Below are 13,977 nucleotides of genomic sequence, written 5' to 3'. Positions count from 1 at the left end.
AATGGGCTTTAAAACACTAACACAGAATCTGGATCAGTTTTTGGGGGGCAGGTCAATTACCGTTACTTATAGTGACCATTAGAGCACTTCCAATGACAGGCAGCTCATGATATCTACGCACGAAATTGATGTACCAGTTTTCACCGACATAAGTAGCTTGAGATAATTTAAGCTCTCTAATATCGATTCCAAACAAATCTGAATTATGGTCTATGAATTCCTTTACAAAACTAACCACTTCATCTTCTGTAGCCTCCTTGCTAAATGGCAAATCATTGCCTTTGCCGGGAATAACAGGAATACCACTTCCAAAAATGTGGCTTGGAGTCCCTCCCCGTACATCGATGAGAATTGTCCATTTTTCACCATATTGATTAATAAATTGGTTTTGCCATTTCGAGGATAGCTGATTGTTCCCTATAGATTCAATCGATTCAGTTATCGGCTCAAAAATCAATTGAGGATTGGAGATTTCATAATTAATTAAATCAGCAAAAGTACTAATAACACAAAAGAAATACACCACAGAAATGAAAAGTTTCATACAGCCCTCCTAATGCAAAACGTATTATTTATTAAATGGCCTTACATGGCCTTTATTTACGAACTTATATACTACTATTTGACCCTCGGCATTAAATGCAATCAATAAAAGAGATTTCATAGGAGGGAAGTAATGAATCGCTTTTGATTGAGTTCCCACAATGGCGATAGGGATATCATTTATTCCACCATTCAATATTTCCCAATGATCACGCTTGAAAAGAAAATTATAGTCATTAATAAAAGAGACGACTACTCCCCTCAATTCGGGAAAAAAAGCCATGCTGATTGATTGCCCAGCACGATCTGGAAAGTTGTTGTCAAGATATTCAACATCTGTACCATCATAAAGCATCGTTTTATCAGAAACAATGCTCAATAAAACTGTTCGAGAAAGAATAGGATCATATTCCATATATTGTGCATTTCCAACTAATGTATAGTAGTTAACATTAATACTAGACCCGTCATACTCTATCAAACCTTGAACATAGGATGTCTTTTGCATAACGAGTATATTGCGATTAGTATCAAAAGATCCAAGTGATGCAACGGGTTGGAATTCGAGAAAACAATCGATACACGATCCGGAATCAATTGCACACAATTGACTTCTTGTAGGGGTCGGATACGATGCAACAAATTGAATATCAATAAGTTTTTGTTGTTTGAAATCGAACACTAATGATCCAAGTTCGTAAGCATACTCGTCTCCACCAGAAGATTCACATTCAAATTTCCAATTTTGTCCATTGAAAGACCAGACTTCGGTTCTATTCTCCTGGTCGCGCCAGAAGGTCATGTAAATCTTTTCTGTTACTGGATTGTATGCAGTATGAAAATCGTATACATAATCGCCAGGACCATCATACAACGGTGGTCCTTCTCCAGTATCCAATTTCTCCCACTTCCACCCTGCCATTAGCGAAGCCGTTATGAGCAATAACATGATGGTTAATAGTTTTTTCATATTGCCTCCTCGGTAACCATCATTATAATCCTCTCTTCGTATCGATGCATGCAATTCTTTAATGCAAAATCAATGCCGGTGAATTTTGTCCTGAATTACCCTTATAAAATAAGCATCTTCTGAAAACAGAGTTATAAAACTCTGAGTCACTCCTGTTGCAAATCGTGACAGGAAGAAAGAATGTAGTGGGTTTTGTTACTGCACAATCGTTGGGAATTTACGGGTTGCGGGGATTCGCGTCTGGCGGTGGTTTACCGGCCTTTGAATTTATTATGCGACGCTACCGCCGGAATCCTCCAGGAAATAAAGTGAAGGGGGATTTCGTTGTTTATTTCCAGGTTGACTTCCATCTTGATAAGGAGGCGTGCATGAGTTCCGAGTCTGCTTCAGAACAGGCCCATGGCACTGTAACCATAGGTGTTCCCAAAGAGACCTTTCCGGGTGAAGCCCGGGTAGCCCTCGTTCCGGCCCATGTCCCGACGTTATTGAAAAAGGGATTTACCGTGCTTATTGAATCGGGAGCCGGAGAACAGGCGGGTTATCCTGATGATCAATATGTGGAACGGGGAGCGGAGATCGCAAAGGATCGGAAGGCCCTCTTCCTTAACGCCAATGCTGTTTTTCAGGTACGCAGCATGGGGGCAAACCCGGAGGAAGGAAAGAAGGATCTTGACCTGCTGAAAGCTGGCCAGGTTGTGATAGGAATGATGGAACCCCTGACCGCCCTGGAAGAAGTGAAAGCTCTCTCCTCGCGAAAGGTTACGGTTTTTTCGATGGAATTGATACCCCGCATCACGCGGGCGCAGAGTATGGATGTGCTTTCCTCCATGGCGACGATCGCAGGTTATAAAGCTGTTCTCCTTGCTGCCTCGACCCTTCCCAAAATGTTCCCCATGATGATGACGGCTGCCGGAACCATCACACCTGCGAAAGTGCTGGTTGTTGGAGCCGGCGTGGCCGGGCTCCAGGCCATTGCATCTTCACGCAGGCTGGGATCCATTGTCCATGCCTATGATATTCGCCCGGCAGTCAAGCAGGAAGTGGAAAGCCTGGGAGCCAAATTTGTTGAGCTTGATCTGAAAACGGAGAGTGCCGAAGGAAGCGGCGGATACGCAAAAGCGATGGATGAGGATTTTTATCGGAGGCAGAGGGAACTTATGCATAAGGTCGTGGCAGAGAATGATGTTGTGATTACGACGGCTGCGGTTCCCGGAAAGAAGGCTCCGATTCTGGTTACCAAAGAAATGGTATTTGGAATGGCGCCCGGATCGGTCATTGTCGACCTTGCGGCGGAGAGGGGAGGGAACTGTGAGCTGACAAAACCGGGAGAGACCTGCGTGGTGCAGGGAGTCACAATTCTGGGTCCGGTCAATCTGCCATCCACGATTCCCCACCATGCCAGCCAGATGTATTCGAAGAATATATCCAACTTTGCCCTGAACATGGCTCAGAACGGATCTTTCAACCTGGACAAGGATGATGAAATCGTAAAAGAAACGATGGTGCTGCGGGATGGCGCTGTAGTGCACCCAATTGTGAAGAAGCTTGTTTCGCCTGAACCTCAGGATGAGAAGGAGGCATAGCCATGGATTTTGTCGCGATACTGACGATTTTTGTACTCGCCATTTTCGTAGGATTTGAAATTATTACCAAAGTCCCGCCAACGCTGCATACTCCATTGATGTCGGGTTCCAATGCAATTTCGGGAATTACGATTATTGGATCTCTGATGCTGGCCGGAGCGATAAACGAGCCGATAGTGTCCAGGATCATTGCTACCGTCGCGGTCGCTTTTGCCACGATCAACGTGGTGGGAGGTTTTCTTGTAACCCACCGCATGCTCAAGATGTTCAAGAAGCGATAAGGGTCCAGCCATGATTTCTCAGAACATTGTAAACCTCCTCTACCTTGTAGCCGCACTTTTTTTCATCTATGACCTGAAATGGATGGCTCACCCGAAGACAGCTGTCCGGGGCAACGTGGCCGGAGCGCTGGGAATGCTGCTTGCCATCGTGGCCACCCTTCTTTCCGACAGATTTGAATGGTCCTATATCCTCATCGGAATTGCCGTCGGGACGCTCATCGGTGCAATTTCCGCCGTCCGGGTCAAGATGACGGCCATGCCCGAAATGGTTGGGCTTTTCAATGGTTTTGGGGGTGGAGCTTCGGCCCTGGTTGCCGCCTCGGCCCTTATTGCTGCCATCGGATCCACTGCCACCCATATGGGTATGCAGGAAAAGATTGCCACCGTGGCGTCAGGAATTATTGGCTCCGTTACCTTCTTCGGGAGCTATGTCGCCTTTGGAAAGCTGGCGGAATTTCTTGCCGTGAAATGGAAGCTGCACGCGTGGCAGAAAATCATTAAGTATGGATTCTCGCTCCTTGTCGCTGCGGGCGGATGCTGGTACGCCGTTCATCTGGGACTGTCGGTCTCTTCCGTCGTAATCGCTGTAACTTCTCTGATTATCGCGGGTCTTCTCCTTGTGAAGCGGGAACGATTTTCCGGCATGGATCTGTTGAAAATCGCATCCGCAGCAGGCGCGGTCCTTTTTGGTGTCCTGGTTGTTCTTAACCCGCAGGATATTCCCCTGTACTGGGCCCTGATCGGCGTGAGCGGTGTTCTGGGTGTTGTCCTCACTCTGTCCATAGGCGGGGCGGATATGCCCGTCGTCATCGCCCTGCTGAATTCTTACTCCGGCCTGGCGGCCGCCGCTACCGGATTCGTGATTTCCAACACGGTTCTGATCATCTCTGGCTCCCTTGTCGGTGCCTCCGGAATAATCCTGACCAGCATCATGTGCAAGGCCATGAATCGATCTCTTACGAATGTTCTCTTTGGAACCATGGGGCCCACCTCGGAAACGCCGGATGCGGATGAAGTCTATAAGACCGTTAAAGCCGCCTCCGCCGAGGAAATCGCGATGCTTCTGGATGGTGCGGGCCGAGTGGTGATTGTTCCGGGTTACGGAATGGCTGTTGCTCAGGCTCAGCACGCCGTCCGGGATCTGGGAAATCTCCTTGAGGAGCGGGGTGCAACGGTGGAGTATGCCATTCATCCCGTCGCGGGCCGTATGCCGGGCCATATGAATGTTCTCCTGGCGGAAGCCGATGTTCCCTACGATAAGCTGTTGGAAATGGAAGCGATCAATCCAACCATGGGGCAGGTAGATGTCGCCATTGTCGTGGGGGCCAACGATGTCGTGAATCCAGTGGCTCGAACCGATCCCAAGAGTCCGATCGCAGGAATGCCGATTATCGATGTTGACAAGGCCCGGACAGTTGTTGTTGTGAAACGCAGTTTGAGTCCCGGGTTTGCCGGGATCCCCAATCCTCTCTTTGCCGCCGAGAACACACTTATGTTTTTTTCGGATGGGAAGAAGGCTATGCTTGACCTTATTCAGGCGGTGAAGGAAGTATAAAATTGGATCAAAAAGTGGAAAACAGGGCAGGGCGCAGGCTCTGCCCTTTTTTATATTGAGTCTCACAACCTGTGATATAATCCTGAAATGTCTGAAGATCGCTACCATCGACAAAAAATGATGGATGGGTTTGACCAGGACAGGTTAACCCGCGCCCGGGTCCTCATTGCAGGTCTGGGCGGGCTCGGATCGGCGGTTTCCATCTATCTGGCGGCGGCCGGAGTGGGAACACTGATCCTTGTCGATGGTGATCGTGTGGAAATGACCAACTACAATCGTCAGATTCTCCACGGGATTCAGGACCTGGGAAAATCGAAAGTCCTGTCGGCGATGGAATCTCTTTCTGCCATTAACCCGGAGATCACATTGATTCCAAAGGATCTATGGATTACTCCGGAATCTCTGGCTGGGATTGATTGTCCGGATGTGATTGTAGATTGCCTGGATTCAATTAGAGACCGCCTTGTTCTGAATGGCTGGGCCGTTCAAAAGAGGATTCCGCTGATTTCAGCACAGGTCGAGGGCCTGGAAGGGCGATTTATGTCGATCCTGCCGGGAAAAACGGCATGCCTGGCCTGTATCTACAAGGGAGAGCCCGGGAGCCGGACACCCCCGATTTTGGGGACGACGGCAGGTCTGTTGGGTATAATGGAAGCTCAGGAGGTACTTGCCATACTTGCGGAATTGTACGATCCTTCCGCAGGAAACCTCCATTTTGTGGATATGCGGTCGTGGTCAATGCAGACCGTAACGGTAAACGTTGACCCCTTTTGCACCGTATGTTCAACATTGAGGAATCAGTAAGGAGAAAGTATGAGTGAACCAACGAAATTGATGAAACTGGAGCGCGTTTTTCACGATATGAAAAATGTTGCCGTGAGTTATTCGGGAGGAGTCGATTCGACCTTCCTGCTGGCTGTTGCCGCACGGGTCCTGGGTGCAGACCACGTGATGGCGATCACGATCCTTTCTGACATTACTCCGCCCTGGGATATCGGTTTTGCAACGTCCTTCGCAGGAAAGACGGGTGTCAACCATACGGTGATCGAAGCTCACGATAAGATCGATCATCCTGAGTTCAAAGTAAATTCACCGAAGCGATGCTACCACTGCAAGCTGTACAACCATGAACGGATACAGGCTGTACTTCCGGAAGGGTACACCCTGGTCTCCGGCACCAATGCTTCGGATACCGGTGGAGACCGCCCCGGCGTGGAGGCCGAGGCGGAGTGTGGCGTACGTCAACCCCTTCTGGAACTCGGTTTTACAAAGGACGATATCCGGTTGATCAGCCGGGAGCTGGGGATCAGGGGATGGGATCGTCCATCTTCAGCCTGTCTTGCTTCCAGGATCCCTCATGGAACGCCCATCGATCGCGACGAACTCGCAAGGGTAAGGGATGCAGAACTCTTTTTACGGGATCTTGGGTACGCCATGGTTCGAGTCCGGGCCTTTCCGGATGGTGTGGCAAAGATCGAGCTTCCTGAGGGAGAGATCACCGCTTTTCTGAAAGAAAGGGAGCGGATCGCGGAGTATTTGCGGCAGCTGGGTTTCAAGCACGTCACCCTGGATCTGGAAGGGTACATCCCTGCCGGCATCAAATATCTGGAGAAAGACCGTGAACGTTCACATCCGTCCGGGAACTAAGGTTCTCTCTCTGGACCCTGTGGGAACCGTCGGGGAAATGCTGAACGTACTCGGAATGAGGCGGGAAGAAGTCCTTGTCATCGACAGGGAAGAAGGAATTCTTCTTCAGGAGGGAGATAAGCTGAGTCCGGACCAGTCCATCGAGGTGCGCAGGGTTATTTCGGGTGGCTAAACGCCGTTGCACCGTATGTGGGAAGGCCTCCCGGATCTATTTGAGGGCTTCCAACAGTGCCTTCTGTCAGGACCACTATTTCGAAGCCTTTGAAAGGAAAGTTTTTAAGGCCATCAAGTCCTTTTCCATGTTTCAACCCGGAGATCGGATCCTGGTCGCCGTTTCGGGGGGAAAGGATTCCATCGCTCTGCTGCACCTGCTCCATCATCATAACTATGATGTAACTGGGTATTACATCGATCTCGGCATTGAATCCTACTCGGAAATGTCAACGGAGAAAGTCCTGGAGTTTTCATCCACAGCCTCCATCCCAATCAGGATTGATCGTGTCCGGGATCTCTTCGGAGTGGGAATCGATGAAGTTGCCCGCATCCTGCGGCGTCCGCCCTGTGCCGTTTGCGGTACGGTAAAGCGGTATCTGATGAATCGAGCGGCTCAAGATTTTGATGTGGTCACGACGGGACACAACCTTGACGACGAGGCCGCAACCCTGCTGGGTAACCTGCTTCACTGGCAGGAAGGATATATCCGGCGTCAGTCGCCTTCCCTGGGAGAGCAGGGTACCCTGGCCCGGAAGGTGAAACCCCTGATCTATCTGACTGAGTACGAGACGGCCCATTATGCCTTTATGAAGGGGCTGGATACAGTTGTTGAAGAGTGCCCTCACAGCGAGAGAGCCACAAGTCTTTCGTACAAGGAGGCACTGAACGGCCTGGAAGCAGCCATGCCGGGAACGAAATTGAGTTTTGTAAAAGGATTTCTGGCCCTTAAAGGCTCACTTTTTCCACCGGAGGAACCAGAAGCCATTGACCTTACCCCATGCAATCAATGCGGATCGATGACGACGGTGGGCCTCTGCAGTGTGTGCCGGATGAGGGAGAAAGTCTCAGCGGTCGTAAGCCCCCCGGAACCTTTATGAACAGTTGTCAGAATCGAACCGTTTTTGTGGGCATGAGCGGAGGAGTCGATTCTTCCGTCGCGGCAAGTCTTCTTGTAAAACAGGGGTTTCAGGTTCAGGGCGTTACCCTTCTTCTCTATCCAGAAAACAGTAAATGCTGCAATCTTGACGACGTTCGTGACGCAAGGGAAGTTGCCACCCAGATTGGGATTCCTCACAGAACCCTCGATTACACTGAGTCCTTCGTGGACCGTGTTATCCACCCCTTTGCAGAGGACTACCGAAAGGGGCTGACTCCAAATCCCTGTCCCGGATGCAACGCAGTTGTCCGTTTTTTCGCCCTGGCACAGCTGGCTCGAAAAGAGGGAGCATCCCATATCGCTACCGGGCACTATGCGAGACTGGAATGCGTGGAGGATTTCATTTTTCTCAAACCCGCCGAGGACCCGGAAAAGTCGCAGGAGTATTTTCTTGCCTTCCTGCCGCAGGAAATCCTTTCCATGCTCACCTTTCCACTGGGAGATCTTCGAAAGGATGAGGTAAGGGAAATTGCGGGACACCTCTCCCTTTCGGTGCGATCGAAAAAGGAAAGTCAGGATGTATGTTTTGTGCCGCCCGATGGGTACGCAGACTTTCTTGTCCGGCGATTCTGTGTGGAACCCCGACAGGGGGAAATTGTGGATCGACAGGGGCGCGTTCTGGGAACGCATCGGGGAATTGTCTATTTCACCGTGGGTCAGAGAAAGGGTCTGGGCATTGCATCCAGTGAACCTCTCTACGTGATTGAATTGAATCCAGATAAAAATCAGGTTGTTGTCGGCCATCGAGACGAAGCAGGCAGGACGGAGATCCAGGTGCTTCCCCAGGTCTGGCATCTTCGCTCCAGGAACGGGACCTTTCGAGTGAGAATCCGATACCGTCATCGCCCTGCACCCGCCCTTGTGAAGGAAGGTCCGGGGCACCTGACCGTCCAGTTTTATGAACCTCAATTCGCCCCGGCACCGGGACAGCTCGCCGTCTTTTACGATGACCGGGACAGGGTGATTGGAGCCGGTACAATTCTGCCTTTTTCCTGTTATCAATAATTACCAGGTACTTTAATCTCTTTGTAAATTACTGGAACGGTTATCTTTAAATCAGTTCGGTTATCCAGTTGAAAAAGCATAAGAATCCTAATAGATTGATCTACATATCCACTTTGACTGAAAAATCAGCCTTTCTAACGGAAGTTTTTAGCTTTAGTGATGAATATTTTCTGTTCCATCTTTTGTGTCTAGCCGTTATTAGTATCCTATGGCGAAAATAACCTATTTGTCCGGTAATAAGTGGGTTCCTTTCTCTCTTCTCGTTATCCTGATGTTTTGCAAGACGGACTTTTCCGATGAATTTGAGTGCCTGAGAATTCGGAATAATTCTTCCAATGAGACTATCATTGCCACATTGCCTAATTGTGCTGATTTTGTGGAGGGTGCTGAGTTGCAGCGTATCGGCGATGATTTTCTTTGCTATGTGAATACTGTAGAGTCTTATTCTGATTTTTCTTCAGTGGATCATACTGCTGCGAGCACAATCGATTGTAGCCTGATGAGTACTGTAGGATGGAGTGGTTTGAACGCTCTTAGCACGTATCACTTGCCACTGAGAACGAGTTGTTCACCGACAGAGCATGATGTTGATCGTTTTACAGAAGTGAAATTCAGAACAACTCAGGCAGGGAATTATTATCCGAACAACGTCGGCATCCAACTCCTCCTGGCAGCTTACATTGATGGCCCTGACCCGAATGATCAACGAGCGATTGACAATTGTAATGTTGCTACGACAGTCGAATGTCCCTGCTCAGGTGACTCACAGGAGTACTATTGCCCCAAATGGGGCTCCTGTATTGACGAAAACGATCAGGACATGAGCTATGACGAAGATGAACGGGTCGCAACAGATAAGATCAACACTTACCTTGCAATTTCAACCGGTTATAGCGATGGTGGCGGCCCCTGTGAATGCACAGATAGTCCCTGCGAATCACCCACATGTCTGTACGATACCTTCGATGCCGATGCAGAAGGGCGACATTGGGAATTTTATAATAACGCTGTATTGAGGAGCAACGATAAGTACATCAAGGCTATCGTCCCAACGGGTGCGATGATCATCAAGCAGGACGGGGATGGACGAAAGAGAGCCTATTCCTACGTTACTGTCCACCCTACTGGTCCAAATGGGGCAGCACAAGTGTCAGGGTTCCCCGGAGGAGTACCGACGTACCTCGCAAGGGTCACTTTGAATGAGGATGGCGATACCAGGTATGGAATTGATCCTGGACCAGTGCAGTATTACACGACATCAAATACATGGGTGGGAACGACCAATGGGGAGCTGGACTTCTCAATAGCACAACCAATAACTACTACAGCCATGTATAAAGGATCACCAGTGCCCTATAATATCGCTCCTGATCGCGCTGATCTGCTCTACTACGCGGCGGATAACAGGTATATAATGGTCACGCAACCAATCAGCGAGCCTGGATTCAATCAAGAAATTTATGTCTTCTGGTCTCAATCAACGGACTTGATTCATTGGGATTATTTTCGACCAATCGGCGGCACAGAAGATCCTCACGCAGGAAGCAGTAATGTCTGCCATACAAGGTTCCATGCTGGAACGCTGCCTTGCACGAAAAACCATCCCCAAATCTCCAGCACCGAAGAAGACCAACACATCATGCTGTTCATGACGACGAGAGAATACCCTCCTGGCTCTTGTGTCTCTTGCCAGGGAAGCGAATCTGTCATCTATAAAGACTTGGATGTTAGTGTATGGGAATCCGCTTACTATTACACAACTCAATCCGTCAATAATCTTAAGATCAGCAAAGTAAGCAACCAGATGTACTTCAATTGGGATGATTCCTCAAGAGCGCACCACTACGCAGTCTACCAGGGGACAATTGGCAACTACTACTCCCATGACTGCGAACAGGACCCGCTGTACTCCAGTGAATGGTATGTGCAGTACCCGTCAGGAGACCGGTACTTCATTGTGGTATCGCATGATTCCACACATTACATTGAGGGGGCGTACGGGAAGGACTCGAACAATATTTGCCGACCGGAAGGGACGGATCGCTGTCTCACGCAGCCGTGCGGACCCTGAAAGCAGAGATGAAATCGTAGACACACAGGACAAAGAGAGGAAGAAGCAATCGTCCAAGTGAAGATTGCAGGTAATAAATCGGATCAGAGTTGGTAAGATAAATAACCAGGTAAATGCAAAGCAGTAGAAGTGTAATGGGTAACAATCCCACTCTCTTTCTGAACACGAGAATATAGGCATATGACGTAGCAAAAAAGATCCACGCCCCATACCACGTCGGTTGGAGTAGCGTTTCCAGGAACCCCTGCAGTAACGCGGGGAGAAGCCCGATTCTCGAAAGGATTGCCGAACCAGCGGATGCTTGCGTGTTTAAGTGAAAGTAGGTCGTTACAGCCAACCAGGGTGCTACGATGCAGCCGTACCAGAGAAGAGAGCGCAACATCATCTTAAAATGCTGCTTTTTTACAAATAAACAGATCGCGATCATCACTGAAAACAAAGCAGAGTAAAACAATCCTTCGAATTTTGTATAAGACAAAATCCCAAGGAAGATAAACATATTTCGTAATGCCGAATACTGGCGGCGCTCTCCGTATTCATGAAAATAATAGACAACACACCCTGCTAGCGACGAGAAAAGCAGATCCGCTCCACCGACTGTTCGCGTGTTAATAACGAATGAGACAAAAAGAAGGGAAAACCCAAGGAACACCATGAATGACACGTACCACTGATAAACGATCTTTCTGATTAAAATGAATACGACATAGAACAATGCTGCAACGAAAATGACATCATTCAGCATCATCAGCCGATCGTTGAACTGGCTCATCATCAGGGCCTGAAAAGTAAAGAGGTTCGTGACAAGGTGCGGATAGTCGGGTTTCAAGTGGTGATGCCATGGCCACAAGAGATATTGAGGATCGAAAAGGTGTCCAAGATAGTACTGTCTTGACTTTGCCGCCCAGTGCAGCATGAAATCCCAATGGGAAACCGTACCTGTCAATGATCTGATTGTCAAAGATATTAATATTGGGAAGGCCACACAGGAAAATAGGAGTTGAGACTTCTCTAAACGAAGTACGATGTGTTTCCGTTTCCTGTACAAAACATAAACACTCGGAATGCAGATGGGCAGGATGATGGTAGGGAGAGTCCAGGGGAGGGAGAACAACCCGAGAATCGTCATCCACATTGCGGTGCACGTAGCCCCGTAAAACAAAGAGAGAAAGCCCCAAAAGAACAGATCATCGACCTCTGAGTTTAAGTAAGAAGCAATTGCGGCCCCGGGAATGAGGAGAACGAGAATCGAGAGAACATACAGGATAACGCTCATTTTACAACCCTGTAAAGAGCACCATCCGAAGTCTGCAATACGATACTCGTATGCAATATCTCAGGGTGACACTTGTAAGAGATGATGAAATCAACGTCAGATAATTGGACATTCTGTGACGATTGAAAATAGTACGATGGATGGATAAATCTTCCTGGGAGATAATAGATGGACTCATAAAGGTAACTCTGGTACTTTCCTTGTAACTGCTCAGGCAGTACCAGCGCATAATGCTGTTCACTTGGAATATCTGCACGAATTTTTTGCAGGAATAAGAAATATTCTTCTGCAGAAGGGCTGATCGTGCCAAAGAGACTCTTCTCAGGTTGTACGCTCCACAGAAAAGGATTTTTTATACCTGTGATGATTTGCGCGGTAAGCGAATACAAGCCCAAGCAAAAGAAGAGAAGAGCGAGAATCCTCATTGGTCGCAGTATAGCATGTGATACGCACCACATTTCCCGAACATGATGAGGCGACATCTATTCTGCAAAACCTTGCAATCAAGGTGAAGTACCATTATAGCGAAGGGAGAGTTACCCATGAATAAAATTCTTGTCAGGTTTGTTACGAGGATACAAGATTTACGCCACGAGAAAAGATTGAGCCAGATAACTCTTTCCGAGCGAACAGGATTACACCTTACCCACATTAGCCTGATAGAACTGGGGAAATGTGCTCCAAATCTCAAGACGATCAACCGCCTCTCCAAAGGTTTGCGAACACCATTATGGGAGATTTTCCTCGGTATGGAGACGCACCGAAACCTTCCGACGATTACACGATTGCAAGCTAATGGCTATGTGAGATCAGGATAAGTATCCAACACAAAAGTTATCACTCCAGACGTTGAACGCATTGACAGTTCGAATGACATGTGAAAGGATGGAATCGAAATTGATGTTTTGTTTTTGGATTTGCTATTAAGATGTCCGTTGGATTGATTAAAAAGGGAATATGCATGAATATCTTTAAACGTTTAAAATTGGCGGTTTCAGTATTTGTTTGGGGGGATAGTTATCGCCGCCCCTGGGAAATCATTGGCCGTGACAAGTCGTCTGCCTACGAGATGATGAACCACTCACCATCAGAAGAAGCACTGATAAAGAGCGGACGTGCTACCGCCGAGAGGATGCAGCGAGCGCTCAAGATTGACATGAATAAAAGGGTTCTTGAAATCGGCTGCGGTGTGGGACGTATTGGGAAAGAACTCGCCCCAGTATGCAAGGAATGGGTGGGTGTGGATGTTTCAGGGGGATTCATTAGTATTGCAAAAGAGCGGATGAAAGACTTACCGAATGTCACGCTTCAAAGGATTGACAGTAATGATCTCAGTTGCTTCCCGGATGATTCGTTCGACGTAGTATACGTTCACATCGTATTTATCCACATCGATTGCCAGGATGTCTATCAGTACATTAAAGAAATCAAGCGCATATTGAAGCCCCATGGAATTTTCTATTTTGACCTGTTCAACTTGCTGGATGAATGGGGATTCGTACGTTTTGAATACGAGTTAGATACTTACAAAGACAAGAAAAAACCTGTACATCGAGTAAGATTCTCAACACCTCAAGAGATAAACCGCTTCGTCAAAGGAGCAGGATTGCACGTACTTCATTTCCATGACACCTCATATTTACTACAAATGTTTACGACAAAAATCGCTGATGGAGAAGTGGCACAGGATACAATTCCTCATCTCAAGGAATTTCTTGATGACACAAAATGCCTTATTCCGGAAGGTCCTGCTCAGTGGTGGGATGGACTTCGTTAATTCGCTTGGTAAATATATTTGATACAGCTTTCATATTTTCAGCACCATATCAGTGTTCCGTGCATAAATCTGGAGAATCAGAAATTAAGAAAATACATCGTTTTGTTACCTTTAGGGTC

Annotated in this window: 14 protein-coding genes; 10 read left to right on the top strand and 4 right to left on the bottom strand. The window is 48.0% G+C overall.

The genetic code is table 11. The features are described 5' to 3' along the window. Positions 1-52: 52 nt before the first annotated feature. Positions 53-544, bottom strand: coding sequence for a hypothetical protein (locus PLD04_11710; GenBank protein ID HXK69001.1), 492 nt, complete (start codon positions 542-544; stop codon positions 53-55). Between the two features lie 24 nt (positions 545-568). Further along, on the bottom strand, positions 569-1,513 hold the full coding sequence (locus tag PLD04_11705) for a hypothetical protein (GenBank protein HXK69000.1): 945 nt from the start codon (positions 1,511-1,513) through the stop codon (positions 569-571). Positions 1,514-1,881: 368 nt separating this feature from the next. Here PLD04_11705 and PLD04_11700 point away from each other — a divergent pair, with 368 nt between their 5' ends. The 9 genes from PLD04_11700 (at position 1,882) to PLD04_11660 (ending at position 10,805) form a co-directional block, all read left to right on the top strand. After that, positions 1,882-3,096: a Re/Si-specific NAD(P)(+) transhydrogenase subunit alpha gene (locus PLD04_11700; GenBank protein ID HXK68999.1), complete on the top strand. Its 1,215-nt coding sequence runs from the start codon at positions 1,882-1,884 to the stop codon at positions 3,094-3,096. 2 nt (positions 3,097-3,098) lie between these two features. Next, positions 3,099-3,377 carry an NAD(P) transhydrogenase subunit alpha gene (locus PLD04_11695; GenBank protein ID HXK68998.1) on the top strand — a complete coding sequence of 93 codons (279 nt, stop codon included), beginning with the start codon at positions 3,099-3,101 and terminating at the stop codon, positions 3,375-3,377. Between the two features lie 10 nt (positions 3,378-3,387). Continuing rightward, positions 3,388-4,932, top strand: coding sequence for an NAD(P)(+) transhydrogenase (Re/Si-specific) subunit beta (locus tag PLD04_11690; GenBank protein HXK68997.1), 1,545 nt, complete (start codon positions 3,388-3,390; stop codon positions 4,930-4,932). An 87-nt stretch (positions 4,933-5,019) separates the two neighbouring features. Then, complete coding sequence (locus PLD04_11685; protein ID HXK68996.1) at positions 5,020-5,736, top strand: HesA/MoeB/ThiF family protein; 717 nt, start codon at positions 5,020-5,022, stop codon at positions 5,734-5,736. A gap of 9 nt (positions 5,737-5,745) precedes the next feature. Continuing rightward, positions 5,746-6,579: an ATP-dependent sacrificial sulfur transferase LarE gene (larE, locus tag PLD04_11680; GenBank protein HXK68995.1), complete on the top strand. Its 834-nt coding sequence runs from the start codon at positions 5,746-5,748 to the stop codon at positions 6,577-6,579. Next, complete coding sequence (locus PLD04_11675; GenBank protein ID HXK68994.1) at positions 6,551-6,751, top strand: hypothetical protein; 201 nt, start codon at positions 6,551-6,553, stop codon at positions 6,749-6,751. Before larE ends, PLD04_11675 begins: the two co-directional genes overlap by 29 nt. Then, on the top strand, positions 6,744-7,670 hold the full coding sequence (locus PLD04_11670; protein ID HXK68993.1) for an ATP-binding protein: 927 nt from the start codon (positions 6,744-6,746) through the stop codon (positions 7,668-7,670). Before PLD04_11675 ends, PLD04_11670 begins: the two co-directional genes overlap by 8 nt. Continuing rightward, on the top strand, positions 7,667-8,734 hold the full coding sequence (mnmA, locus tag PLD04_11665; protein ID HXK68992.1) for a tRNA 2-thiouridine(34) synthase MnmA: 1,068 nt from the start codon (positions 7,667-7,669) through the stop codon (positions 8,732-8,734). The genes PLD04_11670 and mnmA overlap by 4 nt, the downstream gene beginning before the upstream one ends. Before the next feature lie 208 nt (positions 8,735-8,942). After that, positions 8,943-10,805 (top strand): hypothetical protein, encoded by a 1,863-nt coding sequence (locus PLD04_11660; protein ID HXK68991.1) that lies wholly within the window; start codon positions 8,943-8,945, stop codon positions 10,803-10,805. On the opposite strand, the gene PLD04_11655 is transcribed toward PLD04_11660, so the two are convergent. Continuing rightward, positions 10,783-11,721 (bottom strand): hypothetical protein, encoded by a 939-nt coding sequence (locus tag PLD04_11655; GenBank protein ID HXK68990.1) that lies wholly within the window; start codon positions 11,719-11,721, stop codon positions 10,783-10,785. The two genes, PLD04_11660 and PLD04_11655, sit on opposite strands and share 23 nt — an antisense overlap. A gap of 356 nt (positions 11,722-12,077) precedes the next feature. Then, positions 12,078-12,506 (bottom strand): hypothetical protein, encoded by a 429-nt coding sequence (locus PLD04_11650; protein ID HXK68989.1) that lies wholly within the window; start codon positions 12,504-12,506, stop codon positions 12,078-12,080. Between the two features lie 536 nt (positions 12,507-13,042). Here PLD04_11650 and PLD04_11645 point away from each other — a divergent pair. Then, entirely contained in the window at positions 13,043-13,858 is an 816-nt protein-coding gene (locus PLD04_11645; protein HXK68988.1) for a class I SAM-dependent methyltransferase, read from the top strand. The last annotated feature ends 119 nt before the right edge of the window (positions 13,859-13,977 follow it).

It is taken from the genome of Thermoanaerobaculia bacterium, assembly GCA_035593605.1.
In the GTDB taxonomy this organism is placed as follows: Bacteria; Acidobacteriota; Thermoanaerobaculia; order UBA2201; family DAOSWS01; genus DAOSWS01.
Note: the sequence above shows the minus strand (reverse complement) of the source record. Positions and strands in the feature narration are given on the sequence as shown.

Bases quoted from the DNA above. Each gene is read 5' to 3' on its own strand.
- PLD04_11710 (HXK69001.1), bottom strand. From the start codon at position 544: ATGAAACTTTTCATTTCTGTGGTGTATTTCTTTTGTGTTATTAGTACT.
- PLD04_11705 (HXK69000.1), bottom strand. From the start codon at position 1,513: ATGAAAAAACTATTAACCATCATGTTATTGCTCATAACGGCTTCGCTA.
- PLD04_11700 (HXK68999.1), top strand. From the start codon at position 1,882: ATGAGTTCCGAGTCTGCTTCAGAACAGGCCCATGGCACTGTAACCATA.
- PLD04_11695 (HXK68998.1), top strand. From the start codon at position 3,099: ATGGATTTTGTCGCGATACTGACGATTTTTGTACTCGCCATTTTCGTA.
- PLD04_11690 (HXK68997.1), top strand. From the start codon at position 3,388: ATGATTTCTCAGAACATTGTAAACCTCCTCTACCTTGTAGCCGCACTT.
- PLD04_11685 (HXK68996.1), top strand. From the start codon at position 5,020: ATGTCTGAAGATCGCTACCATCGACAAAAAATGATGGATGGGTTTGAC.
- larE (HXK68995.1), top strand. From the start codon at position 5,746: ATGAGTGAACCAACGAAATTGATGAAACTGGAGCGCGTTTTTCACGAT.
- mnmA (HXK68992.1), top strand. From the start codon at position 7,667: ATGAACAGTTGTCAGAATCGAACCGTTTTTGTGGGCATGAGCGGAGGA.
- PLD04_11660 (HXK68991.1), top strand. From the start codon at position 8,943: ATGGCGAAAATAACCTATTTGTCCGGTAATAAGTGGGTTCCTTTCTCT.
- PLD04_11655 (HXK68990.1), bottom strand. From the start codon at position 11,721: ATGCTGCACTGGGCGGCAAAGTCAAGACAGTACTATCTTGGACACCTT.
- PLD04_11650 (HXK68989.1), bottom strand. From the start codon at position 12,506: ATGAGGATTCTCGCTCTTCTCTTCTTTTGCTTGGGCTTGTATTCGCTT.
- PLD04_11645 (HXK68988.1), top strand. From the start codon at position 13,043: ATGAATATCTTTAAACGTTTAAAATTGGCGGTTTCAGTATTTGTTTGG.